Below are 18,812 nucleotides of genomic sequence, written 5' to 3'. Positions count from 1 at the left end.
AAAGGTAAGAAATCTTAATTTCTTATAGTTGGCGTTTTTTATATTCCTTTAAAAAATAAAACACTAATTGAAACTAATAGCGTCTAATCCTTTATAAGCCGCTGTTTTTGCCAGTTGTATTTAGAGAAAGAACGTGTATTTTCTCAAGATCATAAAGATTACATAGTGATGTACTATTGTCGAAATAGAACGAAATTTGATGTACGAAAGAATATTTTCTTTTTTAAGTAAAGATATAATAAAGATTAGATAAGTATACCTTTTATATTACATTTTAGGGAATATTTATCGCGTGCATTTTGTTTCTTTTTCACACATTGCTTTGAGGTAATAAAAAATTTTATAATTGAGGAGGAATAAAATGAAAAAATGTTTTATTAAACCATTCTTATTTTCACAATCTTTATTATAACGATGCCTTTTATCTCATTAAAAGTGCAAGCAAATGAACAAAACGAAGAAAAAGAAGAGATTTTTTACACAAATTTAAATGGGGTGGAGTTGACTAAAAAGCAATATAATAATCTTTTGAGAGGATTCGATGAGGATACAATAGCAACAATGGAAATAGAAATGTCTGATAATTTCAAAAATAATGATAGTTTATTGAGAGATGACACTATCATCTATGTTAAAGTTGAAAGAACATATTTAAATGGTATGGTCATAGATTCAACAGAAACAACTGTTTCAGAGGAAGAGTATTTAAATTCTGACTTAAGTAAAGAAGTTTTAGCAAATGATGTAATTCTTAGCTTAATGTCTAGTGGCAATCCAGGTCAACCAGCCCATGAAACAACTTATAAAAAGATTAAAATTTCTGTAGTCCACAGTAGTTTAAGTGATAAAGCTGTAACTTTGACTAATGAATGGAAACAACTTCCTGCTATTAGATCATATGATGTATTAGCTATTATTCCTTATAATAATTCTGGAGGAACTATGGTATCTACTAAAAGTGGTTATCAAAAGTGGGACGGTAACACGATAAATTATTCTTCAAGCTCTGGAAATTTTAAAACTAGTAATGGAGGGGTAGGTTTATCACAAAAATTAGAATCTGGAGCGTCAACTTCTATTACAAATTCACTAACAGTGTATTTTTTGAATTCAGGCAATCCATTTACTGCAAGAGGAAGTTATCAACATGCTACATCTAACGTTACTTTATCGCAGTCTCAGAATTACACTTTAAGTTCAAGTGGCATGGGAGGAGTAATTTCTTTTAGTTCATCAGTTGCTTCTTATTTTGATGATACCCAAGGTGCTCAAATTACTAGTTACCGACCTTTTTAGCAAAGAATTAAAACAACGAGTTAATGCATGAGAATACAAATTCTGAATAAATGACAGTAAACTTTATAGGATAAATTTAATCTGAAATATCTAGCGAGAGTGTTGCCGTACATGCATTTCATAATAAAATTATTTATTGTCATAACTAAATTGTGAAATGGATTTATGAAAAATGGAGTATTTTTACTATTAAAATTTTTTGTGGATCAAGGTTAATATTTATATATTATCATGAAGTAGTAAAATGATTGAAGAAAGGATGGAGATAAAGATATGCAGAAAAAACTGAAGCGACAATCCACTTCACTCATTCTACTTCTAATTTTTCTCTTAATCATTGTAACTGTTATCTTTGTTTTAGTGTACAGAGTAAAGTTATACAATCAATATGAAGCTTCTTTGACAGGAACAGAGGTTTTTCAGTACGAAGTTCGTGAGTATCATAATGAGCCACGCAATAGTATGTTGACAATAGATCAGCAGTTATTCTTTACAGTAGATAAAGGCTATTATTTATTAGATAATAGTGACTATGGTACTAGTTACCAATTTCAGGATGAACAGAAATATATCACAATAAATTTTATAAAATATGATGCTGATAATCCAGTTATTGGAGGTATGACTGGTATTAAGGGAAGTGAGGTACTAAGTGAACAAACTATCCATGCAATTTTGAAAGACAGACAAATTTACAATAGTACGGATCTGTTGTTACATGCAATTGAGTATTTTGAAAAAGAGAAGGTAACTTTTTTTTCTCCTAAGAAAAAGTTAGAAGAAAGTATTTTTTTTAATAGCTTGATACAAGATCTAGTGCGTTTAGGAAACGTTGAAAAAATAGCAGGAAATATACAGGGGCTTAGCTATTCAGAAGATAATAGCTTTTTGATTGCTAATGGCAATAAATCGTATTATATAAGCTTTATAGGAAATCATAGTGCAGAGGAAATAGATAGATTTTTAAATAATATAGTAATCAAAAATTAGAAAAAATATCTATTTTATATTGATAGTATTGATGAAAAATTTCACTCCTTTCTGTGAGATACGATTTTTATGTCAAGATCATTGCATTGGAATAATTTTATTAGTATATGAGTGATTTCGTTGACGAAAAATGTGGGATTTGATAATTTTATACTAGAGTTAGCACTTACTCAAAAAGCAATTGTAGTGTTATTGAAGCATTTAGTTGAAAGACTGGGTCGCCATCATCGCCCGTCATCCACAATAAATTGACTGAGAAAGCGCCAAATCATGAGCCGAGTGCTTGTGATTTGGTGTTTTCTCTTCTTTATGGAAAGGAATGTGTATTATGCAGCGTTATTTTATTGAAACCTCTATTGAAGACGCACGAATCAGTGGAGAAGACGCACGTCATATTGAACGAGTCATGCGAATGAAAGAAGGTGACAAAATAGTAGTAGTGGCACAAGAAAATGCTTATATTTGTACAATTACAGCCTTTGCTGGAGATGAGGTAGTTGTACAGCCTACAGGGGAGATTATCGCCTCTCCAGAGCTACCTGTTCTTGTTACAGTTGCCTGTGGTTTACCAAAGGGAGATAAGCTAGAACTCATTACACAAAAGGCAACCGAGCTTGGCATGTTTGCCTTACAACCCTTTGAGGCTGAGCGTTCGATTGTCAAATGGGATAAAAAAAAGGGAGCAAATAAGCAAGAGCGATTACAAAAAATTGCAAAAGAAGCAGCAGAGCAAGCCCATCGTACAGTTATTCCAGAAGTATATGAGCCGATTGCCTTCCAACAATTGGTACAGCAAGCTCCAAATTTTGATGTAGTTTTTATTGCCGATGAGGAGGATGCCAAGGCTGACAAACGCACAAGCTTTGCGCACAAGCTACAGCAAATAAAAGCACAACAGGCGAAATCCATACTGATTATTTTTGGTCCAGAGGGGGGCATTGCGCGTAAAGAAGTGGAGGCTCTACTACAGGTAGGTGCTCAACCGATGTCATTAGGGCCAAGAATTTTACGAGCAGAAACAGCACCCCTTTATGCACTATCTGCTATTTCGTATGAATTTGAATAGGAAAAAACCTTGCCATTAACTTATCTACGGGTTAATCAAATAAAAAAGGCTGTTTCAAGTTTTTCTTGATACAGCCAAGTACTTATTTCACTAGAAAACCTTCTTCTTATCTCGATCATCCTTTAAAATTTCAACAGCCTCTCTAAAGCGTTGAGAATGGACAATTTCCCGTTCACGTAAAAACTTCAAGCTATCATTTAAATCAGTGTCATCCGATAGATCTATAATCCATTGATAGGTAGCACGTGCTTTTTCTTCAGCCGCAATATCCTCATATAAATCAGCAATTGGATCACCTTTCGCCTGAATATAGGTTGCCGTGAATGGTACACCAGAGGCATTTTGATAAAACAATGCTCGATCATGATTAACATAATGATCTCCTAATCCTGCTTCCTTGAGCATGTCAGGTGTAGCATCTTTTGTTAGCTTATAAATCATCGTTGCAATCATTTCCAAATGCGAAAATTCCTCTGTTGCAATATCGGTTAATAGTCCTACCACTTTATCGGGAATCGTATAGCGCTGATTCATATAGCGCAGTGCAGCCGCCAGCTCCCCATCTGCACCCCCATATTGTTCAATTAAAAACTTAGCAAGCATAGGGTTACAGGTACTCACTTTTACAGGATATTGGAGCTTTTTTTCATAATACCACACAGCTTATTCCTCCTAGTCATATGTTTAGACCTGCCATGGCCATGGTGTATCAATCCAATTAAAAGGATAATTCGAATAGCTTCTCCCAAAATTCATCAGCGGACCATATTTTTGTTCAAAGTCAATTTTCAGCTTCATGCTTTTCTCTGTATATTCATTAAATTGCTGAATAGCATCATAATCGTGGGGGTGGGTATCTAAATAAAGATTTAATTCAACAATTACGAAGTCAATAGCCTGTATTTCCTCTAATTGTTTATAAAATTCGGGCGGCATCTTCTTATTAGTCATGCTTTGTCCCTCCTTTTATCGGAAATGGATAAGGGCTAAATAGTTGCGGCCATAATGTTCCAGCCCTTAGAGCCTCTTGAGGTGTTTGAAATTGTGGCAATCCATATGGCTGAAATCCCATATATAATTGTGGGGGTGTTGCAAAATACTTTACTTCAATGGGTTTACAGGGGTCGAAAGGGCTAATATAAGGCTTCCAATACTTATATTGCGTAAACAATTGCATCCTCCCTTCTGTTATTCAATTCGTCTGTGGAGTATATGAGTCTAAAAAAATGTTTATTCATCCAGCCCCAACAAAATAAGCCCTAAGCTCCTGAAAAAGACAGCAGGAGCTTAGGGCTTACAACAGTAAAATATAATTAATAATTGGAATCTGCAATTAAGCCATTCATAATGGCTACACCTGAGCTTGCGCCAATTCGAGTGGCACCAGCTTCTACCATTTTTTTCATATCCTCTAAGCTACGAACACCCCCTGAAGCTTTTACACCAAGCTCAGGACCTACTGTTTTACGCATAAGGGCAATATCCGCTACTGTTGCACCACCAGTAGAAAAACCAGTCGATGTTTTTACATAATCAGCGCCTGCCGCTACTGCTAATTCACACGCTTTTACTTTTTCTTCATCTGTTAATAAGCATGTTTCGATAATCACTTTGACAAGTGCGTTACCTTTAGCTGCTTCTACGACTGTTGCGATATCAGCTTGTACAAGGTCATAGTTTTTATCTTTTAATGCGCCAATATTAATGACCATATCTACCTCCTGTGCACCGTTAGCGATAGCATCCTTTGCCTCCAATGCTTTGACAGCTGGTGTATTAGCGCCAAGTGGGAATCCAATAACCGTACACACTAAAACGTCTGAGCCGTGTAAAAGCTCACTGCTATGCTTTACCCATGTTGGATTGACACAGACAGAGGCGAAGTTAAATTGTTTTGCTTCTGCGCAAAGCTTATCAATTTGTTCCTTTGTAGTCTCAGCTTTTAATAGTGTGTGGTCAATCATACGTGCAAAATTTTGTTCCATTTTAAGACACTCCCTTATAACTCAAGATGTACGTACCTCTTCGCATCATACCATTTTTCAACGCCTACGTCTAATTTCTTGGTGAATAGTGGATCAATCGTAAAAAAGGATTACCTAGAAAACAGGCAATCCTTCATTCTTTAATGAACTGTTTCTAACAGACGAACAAATTGGCCTTTAGAATGTGGATAGCCTGCCTGTGTAATTTTTACCTTTACAAGCTGGCCAATCAAGTCTTCAGAACCTTTAAACACTACTTTTAAGTAATTATCTGTATAGCCTGTTAAAAGCCCCTCTGCGCTGCCATCATGCACAAATTCTTCAGGGATTATTTCTAACACCTGATCTTCGAAACGACAAGCATACTCTTTTGCTAATTGGTCATTTAAAGCAATTAAACGATGGACACGTTCATTTTTAATATCTTCATTAATTTGGTCTTCCATACGTGCAGCTGGTGTTCCTGTACGTGGAGAGAATGGGAAGACATGTAGCTCAGAAAATTTATGGTCACGAATAAAGTTGTATGTTTCCATAAATTCTTCTTCTGTCTCCCCTGGGAAACCAACAATAACATCAGATGTAACAGCTAAATCAGGCAGTGCCTCATGTAGCTTCGTTAAACGTTCACCGAAAAATGCCATTGTATATTTGCGACGCATACGCTTTAACACGGTATCAGAGCCAGATTGGATTGGAATGTGTAAATGATTAACAACAATGTTGGATTCACGTAGCACATCAATCACTTCATCTGTTAATTGACTTGCTTCAATAGATGAGATACGCAGACGCTTTAAACCTTTTACATTTGCCTCTAAATCGCGCAATAATTGTGCTAGATTATAATCCTTTAAGTCTTGTCCATAGCCACCTGTATGAATTCCTGTTAAAACAATTTCGAGATAGCCAGCATCTACTAATTGCTGTGCTTGATGGACTACTTCTTGTGGGTCACGAGAGCGCATTAAGCCGCGTGCCCATGGAATAATACAAAATGTACAGAAGTTATTGCAGCCTTCCTGTATTTTTAATGAAGCTCGTGTACGGTCCGTAAATGCTGGTACATCTAATTCCTCATAGACACGATTTTTCATAATATTACGCACAGCATTAATCGGTTGGCGTTCATGGCGATACTGATCAATATAGCCTAGTAATTTTGTACGATCCTGTGTGCCTACTACAATATCAACACCAGGAATTGCCATAATTTCTGCAGGGGATGTTTGTGCATAGCAGCCTGTGACACATATCACAGCATCAGGGTTTTGACGAATAGCTCGACGAATAACCTGCCGTGACTTTTTATCTCCAGTATTTGTCACTGTGCATGTATTAATGACATAAACGTCTGCTTGTTGATCAAATTCTGTACGTTTATAGCCTTCCTCTTTAAACAGCTGCCAAATCGCCTCTGTCTCATAATGATTTACCTTACAACCTAGAGTATGGAAACTCACGATTTTTGATCGCTCGTTACTCATAATATATATCATCCTTTCAATTACACGTTGTACCTTTATGCTTTAGCCAGCCTTTGATTTTTATTTGATACATGTTTTATAATAACACTGATTTATGATAACATATTTGTTTTAAAATCAATACTTTAATGAATGATTTCAATATGTCTATCAGCAAAGAATTCTTTTAACAGTGGGAATAACATAGACATAGAATAAAATGGACACTGTAGTGAGGAAGTGAAGATGAAAATTAAGCAAAGGACATAACACCAAAAATTCCTTTGATAATTTCGTACACTTTCTATTGACCATTATTAGACAATACGATATAATTTTTTAGTACACAACAGAAGGTAATTTGCCTAATTGTGTATTGACGTGTGTTCGGAGGGAGGGAAAGAGAGATGTCAAAAACTGTCGTTCGCAAAAACGAATCGCTTGAAGATGCTCTTCGCCGCTTCAAACGTACTGTATCAAAAAGTGGTACAATTCAGGAAGTTAGAAAGCGCGAGTTCTACGAAAAACCTAGCGTAAAACGTAAAAAGAAATCAGAAGCTGCACGTAAACGTAAGTGGTAATTTAATTTCCCATTAAAAATCCCTACGTTCATAACACGCAATTGTATGATTCATTGAGCAGACAACGTTATACCTGAAATTAATCATGCTTGTGATTAGTTTCAGGTATTTTACATTGCTCTGTTTTACGTACATATGAAAAAAGCCGAATGCACTTTTGTTGGTGCATTCGGCTTTTTTGTGTCACACTATAGGTAGATCGCATATTAAAAAATTTTAAGATTTGTGAAACTTTTTACATGACCAGCCGTATATAGAGTAGAGAAGCATGTTAGAAGGGAGGGAAAAAGGTGCGGAAAGGGAGAATCCTCAGTTATTTACTGGTGATTTGGATGGCTCTTTTGTTAGCGTTTCCATTAACTTCAGCGTTTGCCAGCAACAAAGTTTATCACATTCCTATTCATAATGAAGTGGAGCGCGGACTTCATGCATTTTTAGAACGAGCTTTTAAAGAGGCAGAAGAAAACTATGCAAAGGCGATTATCTTAGATATACATACGCCTGGCGGTTTTGTCAATGCAGCAGGTGAGATCGCCAAGCTTATGGATGCTACAGAGGTACACACAATTGCGTATATTAATAAGGATGCCCATTCAGCAGGTGCTTTTTTAGCCTTACATGCGGATGAAATCTATATGGTTCCCAATGGAACAATTGGTGCAGCAGCAGTCATTGACTCAGCAGGGAATGCAGCCGATTTAAAAGCGAATAGTGCGTGGCTTGCACAAATGCAGGCAGCAGCGGAAACGTCAGGTCGTGATCCCAAATATGCATTGGCAATGGCAGATTCTACTTACGATCTTCCTAAATATCGTGCAGGTGGAGAGAATTTATTAACGCTATCAGCCTCAGAGGCATTGGAAGTCAAATACTCTGAGGGAACCGTTCATAATTTTCAGGAGCTTTTAGAGGTAACAAAGCTAGATGGTAGTGATATTGTGTCAATTGAACCGACGTTTACAGAAAAGCTTGCTCGTTTTATTACAAATCCAATTATCGTACCAATTTTATTGTCTGTCGCAAGTTTGGGGCTTGTAATGGAGTTATATTCGCCAGGCTTCGGAGTGCCAGGTACAATGGGGCTATCAGCTTTAGGGTTATTTTTCTTTGGACATATGGTTGCAGGCTTTGCTGGCTATGAAACCTTATTATTATTTATTATTGGTTTGGCGCTGATCATTGCGGAGTTTTTTGTCCCCGGTGGTATTGTTGGTATTTTAGGTGGCGTCTTTATAGTGCTCAGTCTTATACTGGCAGGTGCCAATATGATGCAAATGGTAACAGCAATTTTCATTGCGCTTGTCATCGCAATGATAGGAATGGTGATCCTGATGAAATTTTTCGGTAAAAAATTACATGTGTTGAATAAGCTTGTATTAATGGACGCAACAACGACTGAAGAAGGGTATGTGTCCAATGTTAATCGCACCGAATTGTTAGGGCAAGTGGGCAAAACACTGACACCACTACGTCCCTCAGGCACGATGGTCTTTGGTAATGAACGCATTGACGTCGTCTCAGAAGGTGGCTATATTGATGCCCATAAACATGTAGAAATTGTTAAAGTCGAAGGCTCACGTATTGTTGTGAGACCAACGGAAAAAGAGATGGAGGAATAGAAAATGGGTTTTGACTTAGCTTTAATAGGTCCAATTGTCGGGCTAGTTCTTTTATTTATTGTGCTTGCGGTATTCTTTACCTTTGTACCAGTGGCACTGTGGATTTCTGCATTAGCTGCAGGTGTTCGCGTTAGTATTTTCACATTAGTTGGGATGCGCTTACGTCGCGTAATTCCTTCTCGAATTGTTAATCCGTTGATTAAAGCACATAAAGCAGGTTTACCTGTAACGATTAATCAGTTAGAGAGTCACTATTTAGCTGGTGGTAATGTTGACCGTGTAGTGAATGCCTTAATTGCGGCTCACCGTGCCAATATTGAGTTATCATTTGAACGTTGTGCAGCAATTGATTTAGCTGGACGTGATGTATTAGAAGCTGTTCAAATGTCTGTTAATCCAAAAGTTATTGAAACACCATTTATTGCAGGGGTAGCGATGAACGGGATTGAAGTAAAGGCAAAGGCACGTATTACAGTGCGTGCTAATATTGAACGTTTAGTTGGTGGTGCAGGTGAAGAAACGGTTATTGCCCGTGTCGGAGAAGGGATTGTTTCGACAATCGGTTCTGCCAATCTGCATACAGAGGTATTAGAAAATCCTGATATGATTTCACAAACAGTATTATCGAAAGGGTTAGATTCAGGAACTGCCTTTGAAATCTTATCCATTGATATTGCCGACGTAGATATTGGTAAAAACATTGGTGCGGAATTACAAATTGAACAAGCGCAGGCAGATAAAAATATTGCTCAAGCGAAAGCGGAAGAACGTCGTGCAATGGCTGTAGCAAATGAGCAGGAAATGATTGCTCGTGTGCAAGAGATGAAGGCGAAGGTAGTCGAGGCTGAAGCGGAAGTACCACAAGCAATGGCAGAGGCACTACGATCAGGTAATTTGGGTATTATGGATTACATGAACTATCGTAATATTCAAGCTGATACAGCAATGCGTGACTCCATTTCAAAGGTGGGCACTGATAAATCAGAAACAAATGAACCAAATGCCTAAAAACGGAAAGGGGCGGAACTAGCATATGGAACAATTAATTATCTTTGCAATAATTGCCATAGTTAGCTCTATTTTCGGGAAAGCCAAAAATAAAAAACCAGAAAAGCAGAGAGCTCCTCAGCAAAATACGTATACAGAGCCTCCTGCTTCAGAGAAGACGTTGCATCGAACGGAGAAAACGCAAAGCTTTGAGGATTTTGCCCGTGAGTTTATAGGCGATTGGATTCCATCAGCTGAAAGTGCGGAAGAGTCTAAAAAAAATGTTGAAGAACAGGAAAACAAGGCTGTACCAAGCTATGTAGCACCATCAATTACGCCAGATGAAGCGCCAAGCCGTTCTACGCGGCGAGATAATATAGGGCGTTTGGCAGCGGGGAAAAAAGAAACAACAACGGCAACTCATTCGACTCTCCAAATACCGAGATCTAAAAATGCACTGATGCAAGCGGTTGTAATGGCTGAAGTCCTAGGACCTCCAAAAGCAAAAAGAAAATAACAAGTATGTCCTCCTTTTTCGCTGCATATATTGCCGAAGAAGGAGGCATTTTTTTATGAGAAAATTATTTCAATTAACGCCACTACTTGAATTGTTAGAATACGAATCCTTAAAAATTATTGGACCTTATCGTTTTATCCATGCAGATGCTACGACCTGTTCGTTTGTGTATGCAGATTATCATATCACGGTAAATGCAGATTCAGTGACGATTAACGCTCTTAAAGAAGAAATGCTTCATCTCTCTGTTGACAATTTACAGGAGCTTCATATGAAAAAGACAAAGAATATGGGTGTGAGCTAATATGTGGAATAATCGGCCAATTATTATACGTATAAAACGCCATGAAAATGTTCATCCTTTTATTCAAACATTGCACGCTCAGCATATACCTTTAAAGCGTGTAGTCTTTCGTGAACAGGAAGTTTCCTTTGAAACAACGATGCATTATTTACCGAAAATCCGCCGAGTTCGGAGCCGTTTTCGCTTAAAAATGACCGTTTTTTATGCTGATGAGCTCCAAGTCGTTCGTACCCAGCTTTGGACGTTACTTGGCATAGCTTTGATGATGATTATTCCGTTATTATGTGCGCAAGTTATTTGGCGAGTTGATATTGAAGCAGCAACACCAGAAATAGAGGAGCGTCTTGGTAAGACCTTTCAAGATACCTTTCATATAACAACACCATTATCTAAAAAAAATATACCGTCCAATACGGTGATACGGCAAAGGCTATTGGAGCAGCATCGAGAGCTTTCATGGGTGCATATTGATAAACATGGTGGACGTATAATTCTTAGACCACAGGAATCACCCAAACAGACAGAGCAATCACGTGACAAGCTAGCCTCGCATTTACTAGCAACGAAAAGCGGTGTAATTACGCATTTTAATATCCAAAATGGCGAGCGTAAAATTTCTGTTAATGATACAGCTTATGAGGGGGATGTTCTTGTTAGTGGTGTGATTGACAGTGGCACAGAGCAAGTTTTTGTAGGGGCAAAGGGAGAGGTTTTTGCGGATTATTGGCTTGAATGCTCATTTAAAATACCGACAAAAATTACACTGGAAACCTTACAGCAAAAGCAGTGGCGCGTATTGATAAAGGGGATTCATCAAGAGCAGGTGGAGTATGTGCAAAAAAAGGATTTACCGAATTGGCTAGACCCATATGTTTCAATTGTGGAGGAGCAAAAAACGAAAACCATGCAAGTAGAGCTTGATGAATCGAAAATAGAGTCCTTGCTAATCCCGCTACTTCATGAAAAAGTATTGCGTTCATTACCTGAAAAAACGATGATCAAAAAAGAAAACCTTTTACAGGCAAAGTGGGGGAATGGTACAGTTGAAGGGAAAGTTCTATTTTTAATCAATGAGAACATTGCAAATCCAATACAAGGCCTACAAGGAGAATGATTATGTCAGAACAGTTAACTGTATTACAGGTAGATAATCCAAACGAAGCGGTGATGCTACTTGGTATTTCCGATGCCAATATGAAATTAATTGAAGAGGCACTTCATGTTCACATTATTACACGTGGTGAACAAATTCAACTTACAGGTGAGGAGAATGCTAAGGAACAGGCAACACTTCTTCTGCATGCATTATTAAAAGTTATTCGCAAAGGCATCAACATCGATCAACGCGATGTTACTACAGCGATCGAAATGACACAAAAAGGAACAATTGAATATTTCGCAGAACTATATGATGAAGAAATAGCACGCACGACAAAGGGAAAATCAATTCGTGCAAAAACAATTGGTCAACGAGAATACATACAAGCAATCCGTCATAAAGACGTTGTTTTCGGTATTGGTCCAGCAGGTACTGGAAAAACGTATTTAGCAGTAGTGATGGCAACACAAGCGCTAAAAAATGGACATGTAAAACGCATTATTTTAACGCGTCCAGCCGTGGAAGCAGGAGAGTCTCTAGGCTTTCTTCCAGGCGATTTAAAGGAAAAGGTAGATCCTTATCTAAGACCTCTCTACGATGCTTTAAATGACATTTACGGGGCAGAACAGACACAGCGGCTGATTGAGCGAGGCACAATTGAAATCGCCCCATTAGCCTATATGCGTGGTCGTACACTAGACGATGCCTTTGTAATTTTAGATGAAGCACAAAATACCACCCATCAACAAATGAAGATGTTTTTAACACGTCTAGGCTTTGGCTCAAAAATGGTGATTACAGGTGATAAAACACAAATTGACCTGCCAAAAAATACAGAATCAGGGTTAATTGTTGCTGAGCGTACATTAAAATATGTAAAATCCATCCATTTCCAAGTATTAGAACAAGGCGATGTCGTACGTCACCCAATCGTCGCTAAAATCATCCAAGCTTACGAAGAGCAGCAATTGTAAAATTGCGCAAAAGCGCAATTTTACAATCTGCCCCGAAAGCGCTAGCGGCAGGGACAACAAGGTGTTAACCTGCCCCGAAAGCGAGGTTCACTCAAAAATAGATGAAAGCGCTCAAAAATAGATTGAAACCGCTCAAATCTATAAAGAGAGCGCTCAATAATGAGTGAAAACCGCTCGAACCAGCAAAGAAACCGCTCAAAACTAACATAAAAGCGCAAACTTCGTCAATGGTGGAGAGTAGAATAAAACAACATTTACCAAAATACGGCAAAAGATGTGACAGCTATGCGAAATTGTATAGCTGTTTTTTGCTTTCTTATACATTTTTCGAGAAAAATGTATGTCGAATTGGTATGATAGTAGGTAGATAGAGGAGGTGCCAAATGGAGAAACAACTTCGAAAATTTACAGAGCTTATTGGTTTTCGCTACTTTATCATCATCATTCTCATTTTAACAGGCGCTCTACAGTTTGCATTTATGTATGGCAATGTTAAAGGAGTTACATATGATTTCAAACCACTACAGCTTGCGCCTGAAACAGTACGATCTACTAAAACAATTGAAGACACCTATAAGACACAGCAAGAGCGGGAAAAAGCTGCAAATGCAGTAGAGCCTGTCTATCAATTTTCGGAGGATGTCGCCAAGCAAAGGGCCGCGATCATTACATCATTATTTGACTATGTTCTTGAAGTGAAAAAGAATGTAGCTGATAGTAAAGAGCCGATTCCAGTTGACGATCAAGTTACACAGCTCCGTAAAAAATTTGAATCCATTGATGAAGGTCAAATGCCCTTAAACTTTACAGATTCACAACTAGAGAGTCTTCTTGCGCAAAGTGAGGCGGATCTGACTCGGACAAGTACACAACTATCTAAATCTATAGAAGAATATTTACAAAAATCCATACGACCAGAAAATGTCTTTGTGGCACAAAATGATTTTGAAGCGACAATTCGAGGACAGCGTGGCTATCCTGATAGAATATTTAATACAGTTGTGTTAATAGCACGCACTAGTATTATTGAGAACGAAACGATCAGTGAGGAACAAACAAAAGCTAGAAAAGAGCAGGCAAAAGAAAGTGTTGAGCCTACACGTATTTTGCAAGGACAGATTATTGTGCAGGAAGGACAAATAATTGATAATGAGGCTTACCGACAATTAGAGTTACTGGGGATGATTAGTAATAAGCCATCCTTAAAGCCAATTGCAGGACTTATTATTTTAACCCTGTTGCAGATGGTGTTTATGTTTATTTTATTTGAGCGTTGGCAGGCTGACGAACGAAAAAAACGTAATGCACTGTTAGTAACAGTGATCGTTTATAGTTTATCTATTTTGCTGATGAAGTTTATTAGCTTAGTGGCAGGAGGCTTTGATGTAACGATTGCGTTTTTATTCCCAACAGCATTGGCGACGATGCTTGTGCGCTTGTTAGCAGATGAGCGTACTGCTGTCCTTGTCACTGCGCTAACAGCTGCTTCTGCGGGTGTTATTTTCCAAGAGGGCTATTCATCCGTGATGCAAATGGAAATCACGCTTTATATTATTTTTGGCGGATTTGCAAGTTTATTCTTTTTGCGTAATGTGGAAAAACGTTCACATATTTTACAGGCAGTTGCTGTGATTTCCTTTGTGAATCTGGCTTTTATAGCTTTTTACTTACTAATGACACAATCGTCCTATGACTTAAAAGAATTGATCTTTTACTTGGTTGCAGCCCTGCTATCGGCTTTGCTTTCAGGAGCGTTAACAATGGGGCTTTTACCATTCTTTGAATCAGCATTTGGTTTATTATCGTCATTACGTTTAATCGAGCTATCGAATCCAAACCATCCATTATTAAAAAAATTACTGATGGAAGCGCCAGGAACCTATCATCATAGTGTGATGGTGGCAAACTTAGCGGAGGCTGCCTGTGAAGAGATAGGGGCAGATGGTTTATTAGCGCGTGTTGGTTGCTATTATCATGATATTGGGAAAACTAAGCGTCCTGCCTTTTTTATTGAAAATCAAATGTCGGGCATTAATCCCCACGATTCATTGCCACCTGAAACAAGCGCTGAAATTATTATTGCGCATACAACCGATGGAGCGGATATGCTTAAGCACTATAAAATGCCACAGGAAATTATTGATATCGCCTTACAGCATCATGGGACAAGCTTGTTAAAATTCTTCTGGTATAAAGCGAAGGAAGAAGGAGAAAGTATGGATGAGACGAAGTTCCGCTATCCAGGGCCTAAACCACAAACAAAGGAAGCAGCAGTTATTAGTGTTGCGGATAGTGTGGAGGCGGCAGTGCGTTCCATGAAAGAGCCAAATGCTGAGAAAATTCGTAAGCTAGTCCGAGCTATTATTGATGATCGTGTACAGGATAATCAGTTTGATGAATGCGATATTTCTATAAAAGAGTTAAAATGTATAGAGCGGGTACTTTGTGAAACGATGAATGGTATTTTCCATTCACGTATTGAATATCCAAAGGGAGATAAGTAGGAGGATCTATGATTTTAACAATTGATTTTACAGATGAAACAAATGAAGTCGCAGCCCAGCATATAGAGCTTGTGGAAAAGCTTTTACAACATGCAGCAAGCGTCGAAAGTATTGAGCCTGAAACAGAGGTTTCTATTACCTTTGTGACCAACGAGGCGATTCAAGACATAAATCGTGAATACCGAGGTAAGGATCAACCAACAGATGTCATTTCCTTTGCACTAGAGGAACTAGGTGAAGGTGAAATGGAGGTCACATTTGAAGGGATGCCACGTGTACTGGGGGATATTATTATTTCAACGGATCGTGCCAAGGAGCAGGCAGAGGATTACAATCATTCCTTTGAAAGAGAGCTAGGCTTTTTAGCGGTACATGGTTTTTTACATTTACTAGGTTATGATCATATGGAGCCAGCAGAAGAGCGAGTGATGTTTACCAAGCAGGATGAAATCTTACAAACGTTTGGTTTAGGAAGAAACTAAATGAATATGCGTAAATACTTGCGATCTTTTGGCTATGCATTTGAAGGCATTATTACAGCAAGTAAAGAGCAAAATATGAAATCACATGTACTAAGTGCAATCATTGTTATACTGGCTGGTTATTTTACAGGTTTATCTCGTATAGAATGGTATATTGTGCTACTATTAATAGCACTAATGTTAGCACTAGAAATGATCAATACGGCGATCGAGCGGGTCGTTGATTTGGCTTCACCAGATATACATCCACTCGCAAAGCAGGCAAAAGATATTGCAGCAGGGGCAGTGCTAGTATTTGCGCTATTTAGTGCGATCATCGGGTTACTTATCTTTCTACCAAAATGGTTTTAACAGAAATAAAATAGCTTAAATATGATATAAGGGAGAATTCATGATAGATGACAATTGATATGCAAGCATTGTTAGAGGAATCAAAAAAAGCGCGTGAAAAAGCCTATGTACCCTATTCTAAATTTAAAGTAGGTGCAGCGCTGTTAACGAAAGGCGGAAAGGTTATTCATGGTTGTAACATTGAAAATGCTGGCTATAGTATGACAAATTGTGCTGAGCGTACGGCATTTTTTAAGGCTGTATCAGAAGGTATTTATGATTTTGAAGCGATTGCAATTGTTGCGGATACAGATGGTCCGTGTGCACCATGTGGAGCGTGTCGTCAGGTGATGATGGAATTCTGTGCTCCAACGATGCCTGTTTATTTAACGAATTTAAAAGGTGATGTAACGGTAACTTCAGTTGGCGAATTATTGCCGTTTGCATTTACAACGGAGGATTTAGAGAATGCTGGAAACTAAAGATGGCTATAAATCAGGCTTTATCTCCATTATTGGCCGTCCCAATGTAGGGAAATCAACATTTTTAAATCGTGTGATTGGTCAAAAAATTGCGATTATGAGTGATAAGCCACAAACAACAAGAAATAAAGTACAAGGCGTACTAACAACAGATGATAGCCAAATGGTTTTTATTGATACACCGGGTATCCATAAACCTAAGCATAAGCTAGGTGACTTTATGCTAAAGGTTGCTAAAAACACATTGCGTGAAGTGGATATTATTATGTTTATGGTCAATGCAGAGCAAAAGCTTGGTAAGGGTGATGAATTTATTCTCGATATGTTGGCAGGCAATTCAACACCTGTGTTCCTTGTTATTAATAAAATTGATCAAATTCATCCAGATGAATTAATCGGTATCATTGAGAGCTATAAAGAACGCTATGAATTTGCAGAGATTGTGCCAATTTCTGCGCTGCAAGGTAATAATGTTGAGAATTTATTGGCCACACTATCAAAATATTTACCAGAGGGTCCACAATATTATCCTGCTGACCAAGTGACAGACCATCCCGAGCGATTTATTATTTCAGAGCTTATTCGTGAAAAGGTGTTACATTTAACACGTGAGGAAATTCCTCATTCTATAGCAGTAGTTATTGATAAAATTCGCCGTGATGAAGAAAATGAAGGCAAAATCCATGTAGCAGCAACGATTATTGTGGAACGCGACTCTCAAAAGGGCATTGTCATTGGGAAGCGTGGTGCACTATTAAAGGAAGTAGGAATACGTGCGCGCAAAGATATCGAAATGCTTTTAGGCTCTAAAGTATATTTAGAGCTATGGGTGAAGGTGCAAAAAGATTGGCGCAATAAATCAACACATTTACGTGATTTTGGATTCCGTGATGATGAATATTAAAATGCTGTTATAGTTTTGTATGTGGAGCTGTCCAAAAATTTTGGAGAGCTCTATTTTTTGAAGAAAGGAGGAGAGACGATGCTTTATAAATGGGAGGGGATTGTATTAAAGGTACGTGCTTATGGGGAATCCAATAAAATTGTAACGTTATTAACACGAGAGGCTGGAAAGGTTGCTACGATGGCAAGAGGAGCGAAAAAACCCTCTAGTAGACTGGCATCTGTGACACAGCCCTTTACCTATGGCATGTTTATGGTCCAGCATCATACAGGCATGGGGACCTTGCAGCAAGGGGAGCACCTTAATTCAATGCGTCATATTCGTGAAGATATTGTAGCGACAGCCTATGCTAGTTATATTATGGAGCTAGTGGAGCGCGTTGTAGAAGAAGGGAAGCCTGAGCCCTTTGCATTTGATGTGCTACTCCAAGCATTACAAGCAATAGAGGAAGGCTATGATCCTGAAGCTATTACATTATTTGTAGAATGGAAAATGCTTCCTTACACAGGTGTCCAGCCTATTTTGCATGCTTGTGCAGTGTGTGGTGCTGTCGATGGTGAATTTGCTTTTTCCTTTGCACAAGGAGGATTTTTATGCCACCGCTGCTATCAGCATGACCCCTACATTATTCGCTTAACACCGACACAGCTGAAGCTGATTCGTATGTTTTACACGGTACCAATTGATCAAATAGGAAAAATAGAGTTGAAAAAGGAAACCAAATATTTTATAAAAAAAATTATTACCACCATCTATGAGGAGCAAACAGGAATTCGCTTTAAAACAAGGAAATTTATTGACCAGCTAGAGCGTACCCCTGAATTGCAAATTCGCTCCATTACTGCGAAGGAAGAAATGCCAGAAGACCATTAAACCACTTCTGGCATTTTGCGTTGAGTGTAAATGAGAACGATGAAGCGTAATACGTGAAAAGAACTATATAATTGGTAATTTGGGTGCAATTTAACCAGCGTTTATTTAAAGCTTAAATTGCATAGATAAATAAAATTTTAATTTTATAAAAATAAAATAAACCCATAAAATTATTTTAATTAGATATATATTTGCTTTTTATAAATAAAATATAGAACTATTTATTTAAGTTAAAATATTCCTTTGTTTTATCAAAAAAATGTATAGATCTAAAGTAATTTATTTTTACATAGTTTTCAACTTGTTTATAGTAAAAATTAATCATATAATCGTCATATACTAGTTGAAAAGGT

21 protein-coding genes are annotated in these 18,812 nt (G+C 37.8%); 16 read left to right on the top strand and 5 right to left on the bottom strand.

Annotated elements, in window-relative coordinates:
- Positions 1-501: 501 nt before the first annotated feature.
- From MHB44_RS14915 to MHB44_RS14905, 3 genes are all read left to right on the top strand, one after another.
- Complete coding sequence (locus tag MHB44_RS14915; protein WP_341299816.1) at positions 502-1,296, top strand: hypothetical protein; 795 nt, start codon at positions 502-504, stop codon at positions 1,294-1,296.
- Between the two features lie 273 nt (positions 1,297-1,569).
- Positions 1,570-2,286, top strand: a complete 717-nt coding sequence (locus tag MHB44_RS14910; protein ID WP_341299815.1) for a hypothetical protein — start codon at positions 1,570-1,572, stop codon at positions 2,284-2,286.
- Between the two features lie 328 nt (positions 2,287-2,614).
- Positions 2,615-3,352, top strand: coding sequence for a 16S rRNA (uracil(1498)-N(3))-methyltransferase (locus tag MHB44_RS14905; RefSeq protein ID WP_341299814.1), 738 nt, complete (start codon positions 2,615-2,617; stop codon positions 3,350-3,352).
- 90 nt (positions 3,353-3,442) lie between these two features.
- Here the strand turns inward: MHB44_RS14905 and MHB44_RS14900 are convergent, their stop codons facing one another.
- The 5 genes from MHB44_RS14900 to mtaB form a co-directional block, all read right to left on the bottom strand.
- Positions 3,443-4,012, bottom strand: a complete 570-nt coding sequence (locus tag MHB44_RS14900; RefSeq protein WP_341299813.1) for a manganese catalase family protein — start codon at positions 4,010-4,012, stop codon at positions 3,443-3,445.
- A gap of 24 nt (positions 4,013-4,036) precedes the next feature.
- Positions 4,037-4,303, bottom strand: a complete 267-nt coding sequence (locus MHB44_RS14895) for a spore coat protein CotJB (protein ID WP_053996190.1) — start codon at positions 4,301-4,303, stop codon at positions 4,037-4,039.
- Positions 4,296-4,523, bottom strand: coding sequence for a spore coat associated protein CotJA (locus MHB44_RS14890; RefSeq protein WP_341299812.1), 228 nt, complete (start codon positions 4,521-4,523; stop codon positions 4,296-4,298). The genes MHB44_RS14895 and MHB44_RS14890 overlap by 8 nt, the downstream gene beginning before the upstream one ends.
- Positions 4,524-4,665: 142 nt before the next feature.
- Entirely contained in the window at positions 4,666-5,337 is a 672-nt protein-coding gene (gene deoC / locus MHB44_RS14885) for a deoxyribose-phosphate aldolase (protein WP_341299811.1), read from the bottom strand.
- 140 nt (positions 5,338-5,477) lie between these two features.
- Complete coding sequence (gene mtaB / locus MHB44_RS14880) at positions 5,478-6,824, bottom strand: tRNA (N(6)-L-threonylcarbamoyladenosine(37)-C(2))-methylthiotransferase MtaB (RefSeq protein WP_341299810.1); 1,347 nt, start codon at positions 6,822-6,824, stop codon at positions 5,478-5,480.
- Positions 6,825-7,210: 386 nt separating this feature from the next.
- Here mtaB and rpsU point away from each other — a divergent pair, with 386 nt between their 5' ends.
- From rpsU to recO, 13 genes are all read left to right on the top strand, one after another.
- Entirely contained in the window at positions 7,211-7,384 is a 174-nt protein-coding gene (gene rpsU / locus MHB44_RS14875) for a 30S ribosomal protein S21 (protein ID WP_004227078.1), read from the top strand.
- 290 nt (positions 7,385-7,674) lie between these two features.
- Positions 7,675-9,003, top strand: a complete 1,329-nt coding sequence (locus tag MHB44_RS14870; RefSeq protein ID WP_341299809.1) for a nodulation protein NfeD — start codon at positions 7,675-7,677, stop codon at positions 9,001-9,003.
- 3 nt (positions 9,004-9,006) lie between these two features.
- A complete protein-coding gene (gene floA / locus MHB44_RS14865; RefSeq protein WP_341299808.1) occupies positions 9,007-10,011 on the top strand; it encodes a flotillin-like protein FloA in 1,005 nt (334 codons plus the stop codon).
- 25 nt (positions 10,012-10,036) lie between these two features.
- On the top strand, positions 10,037-10,507 hold the full coding sequence (locus MHB44_RS14860) for a hypothetical protein (RefSeq protein WP_341299807.1): 471 nt from the start codon (positions 10,037-10,039) through the stop codon (positions 10,505-10,507).
- 55 nt (positions 10,508-10,562) lie between these two features.
- A complete protein-coding gene (locus tag MHB44_RS14855) occupies positions 10,563-10,811 on the top strand; it encodes a hypothetical protein (protein ID WP_341299806.1) in 249 nt (82 codons plus the stop codon).
- Between the two features lies 1 nt (position 10,812).
- Entirely contained in the window at positions 10,813-11,925 is a 1,113-nt protein-coding gene (locus MHB44_RS14850; RefSeq protein WP_341299805.1) for a sporulation protein YqfD, read from the top strand.
- A 2-nt stretch (positions 11,926-11,927) separates the two neighbouring features.
- The gene (locus MHB44_RS14845; RefSeq protein ID WP_341299804.1) at positions 11,928-12,884 is read left to right on the top strand and encodes a PhoH family protein; all 957 of its coding nucleotides are present in this window, start codon (positions 11,928-11,930) and stop codon (positions 12,882-12,884) included.
- 383 nt (positions 12,885-13,267) lie between these two features.
- Positions 13,268-15,388, top strand: coding sequence for an HD family phosphohydrolase (locus MHB44_RS14840; protein ID WP_341299803.1), 2,121 nt, complete (start codon positions 13,268-13,270; stop codon positions 15,386-15,388).
- Between the two features lie 8 nt (positions 15,389-15,396).
- On the top strand, positions 15,397-15,870 hold the full coding sequence (ybeY, locus tag MHB44_RS14835) for an rRNA maturation RNase YbeY (RefSeq protein WP_341299802.1): 474 nt from the start codon (positions 15,397-15,399) through the stop codon (positions 15,868-15,870).
- Positions 15,871-16,221, top strand: a complete 351-nt coding sequence (locus MHB44_RS14830) for a diacylglycerol kinase family protein (RefSeq protein WP_341299801.1) — start codon at positions 15,871-15,873, stop codon at positions 16,219-16,221.
- Positions 16,222-16,268: 47 nt separating this feature from the next.
- Entirely contained in the window at positions 16,269-16,682 is a 414-nt protein-coding gene (locus MHB44_RS14825) for a cytidine deaminase (RefSeq protein WP_341299800.1), read from the top strand.
- Positions 16,669-17,586, top strand: a complete 918-nt coding sequence (gene era / locus MHB44_RS14820; protein ID WP_341299799.1) for a GTPase Era — start codon at positions 16,669-16,671, stop codon at positions 17,584-17,586. The genes MHB44_RS14825 and era overlap by 14 nt, the downstream gene beginning before the upstream one ends.
- Positions 17,587-17,664: 78 nt before the next feature.
- Positions 17,665-18,459, top strand: a complete 795-nt coding sequence (gene recO, locus MHB44_RS14815) for a DNA repair protein RecO (protein ID WP_341299798.1) — start codon at positions 17,665-17,667, stop codon at positions 18,457-18,459.
- Positions 18,460-18,812 lie beyond the last annotated feature (353 nt).

Source organism: Lysinibacillus sp. FSL H8-0500 (assembly GCF_038051955.1).
GTDB classification, from domain to species: domain Bacteria; phylum Bacillota; class Bacilli; order Bacillales_A; family Planococcaceae; genus Lysinibacillus; species Lysinibacillus macroides.
The sequence above is the reverse complement of the archived record's forward strand: the minus strand, read 5'-3'. Positions and strand labels throughout refer to the sequence as shown.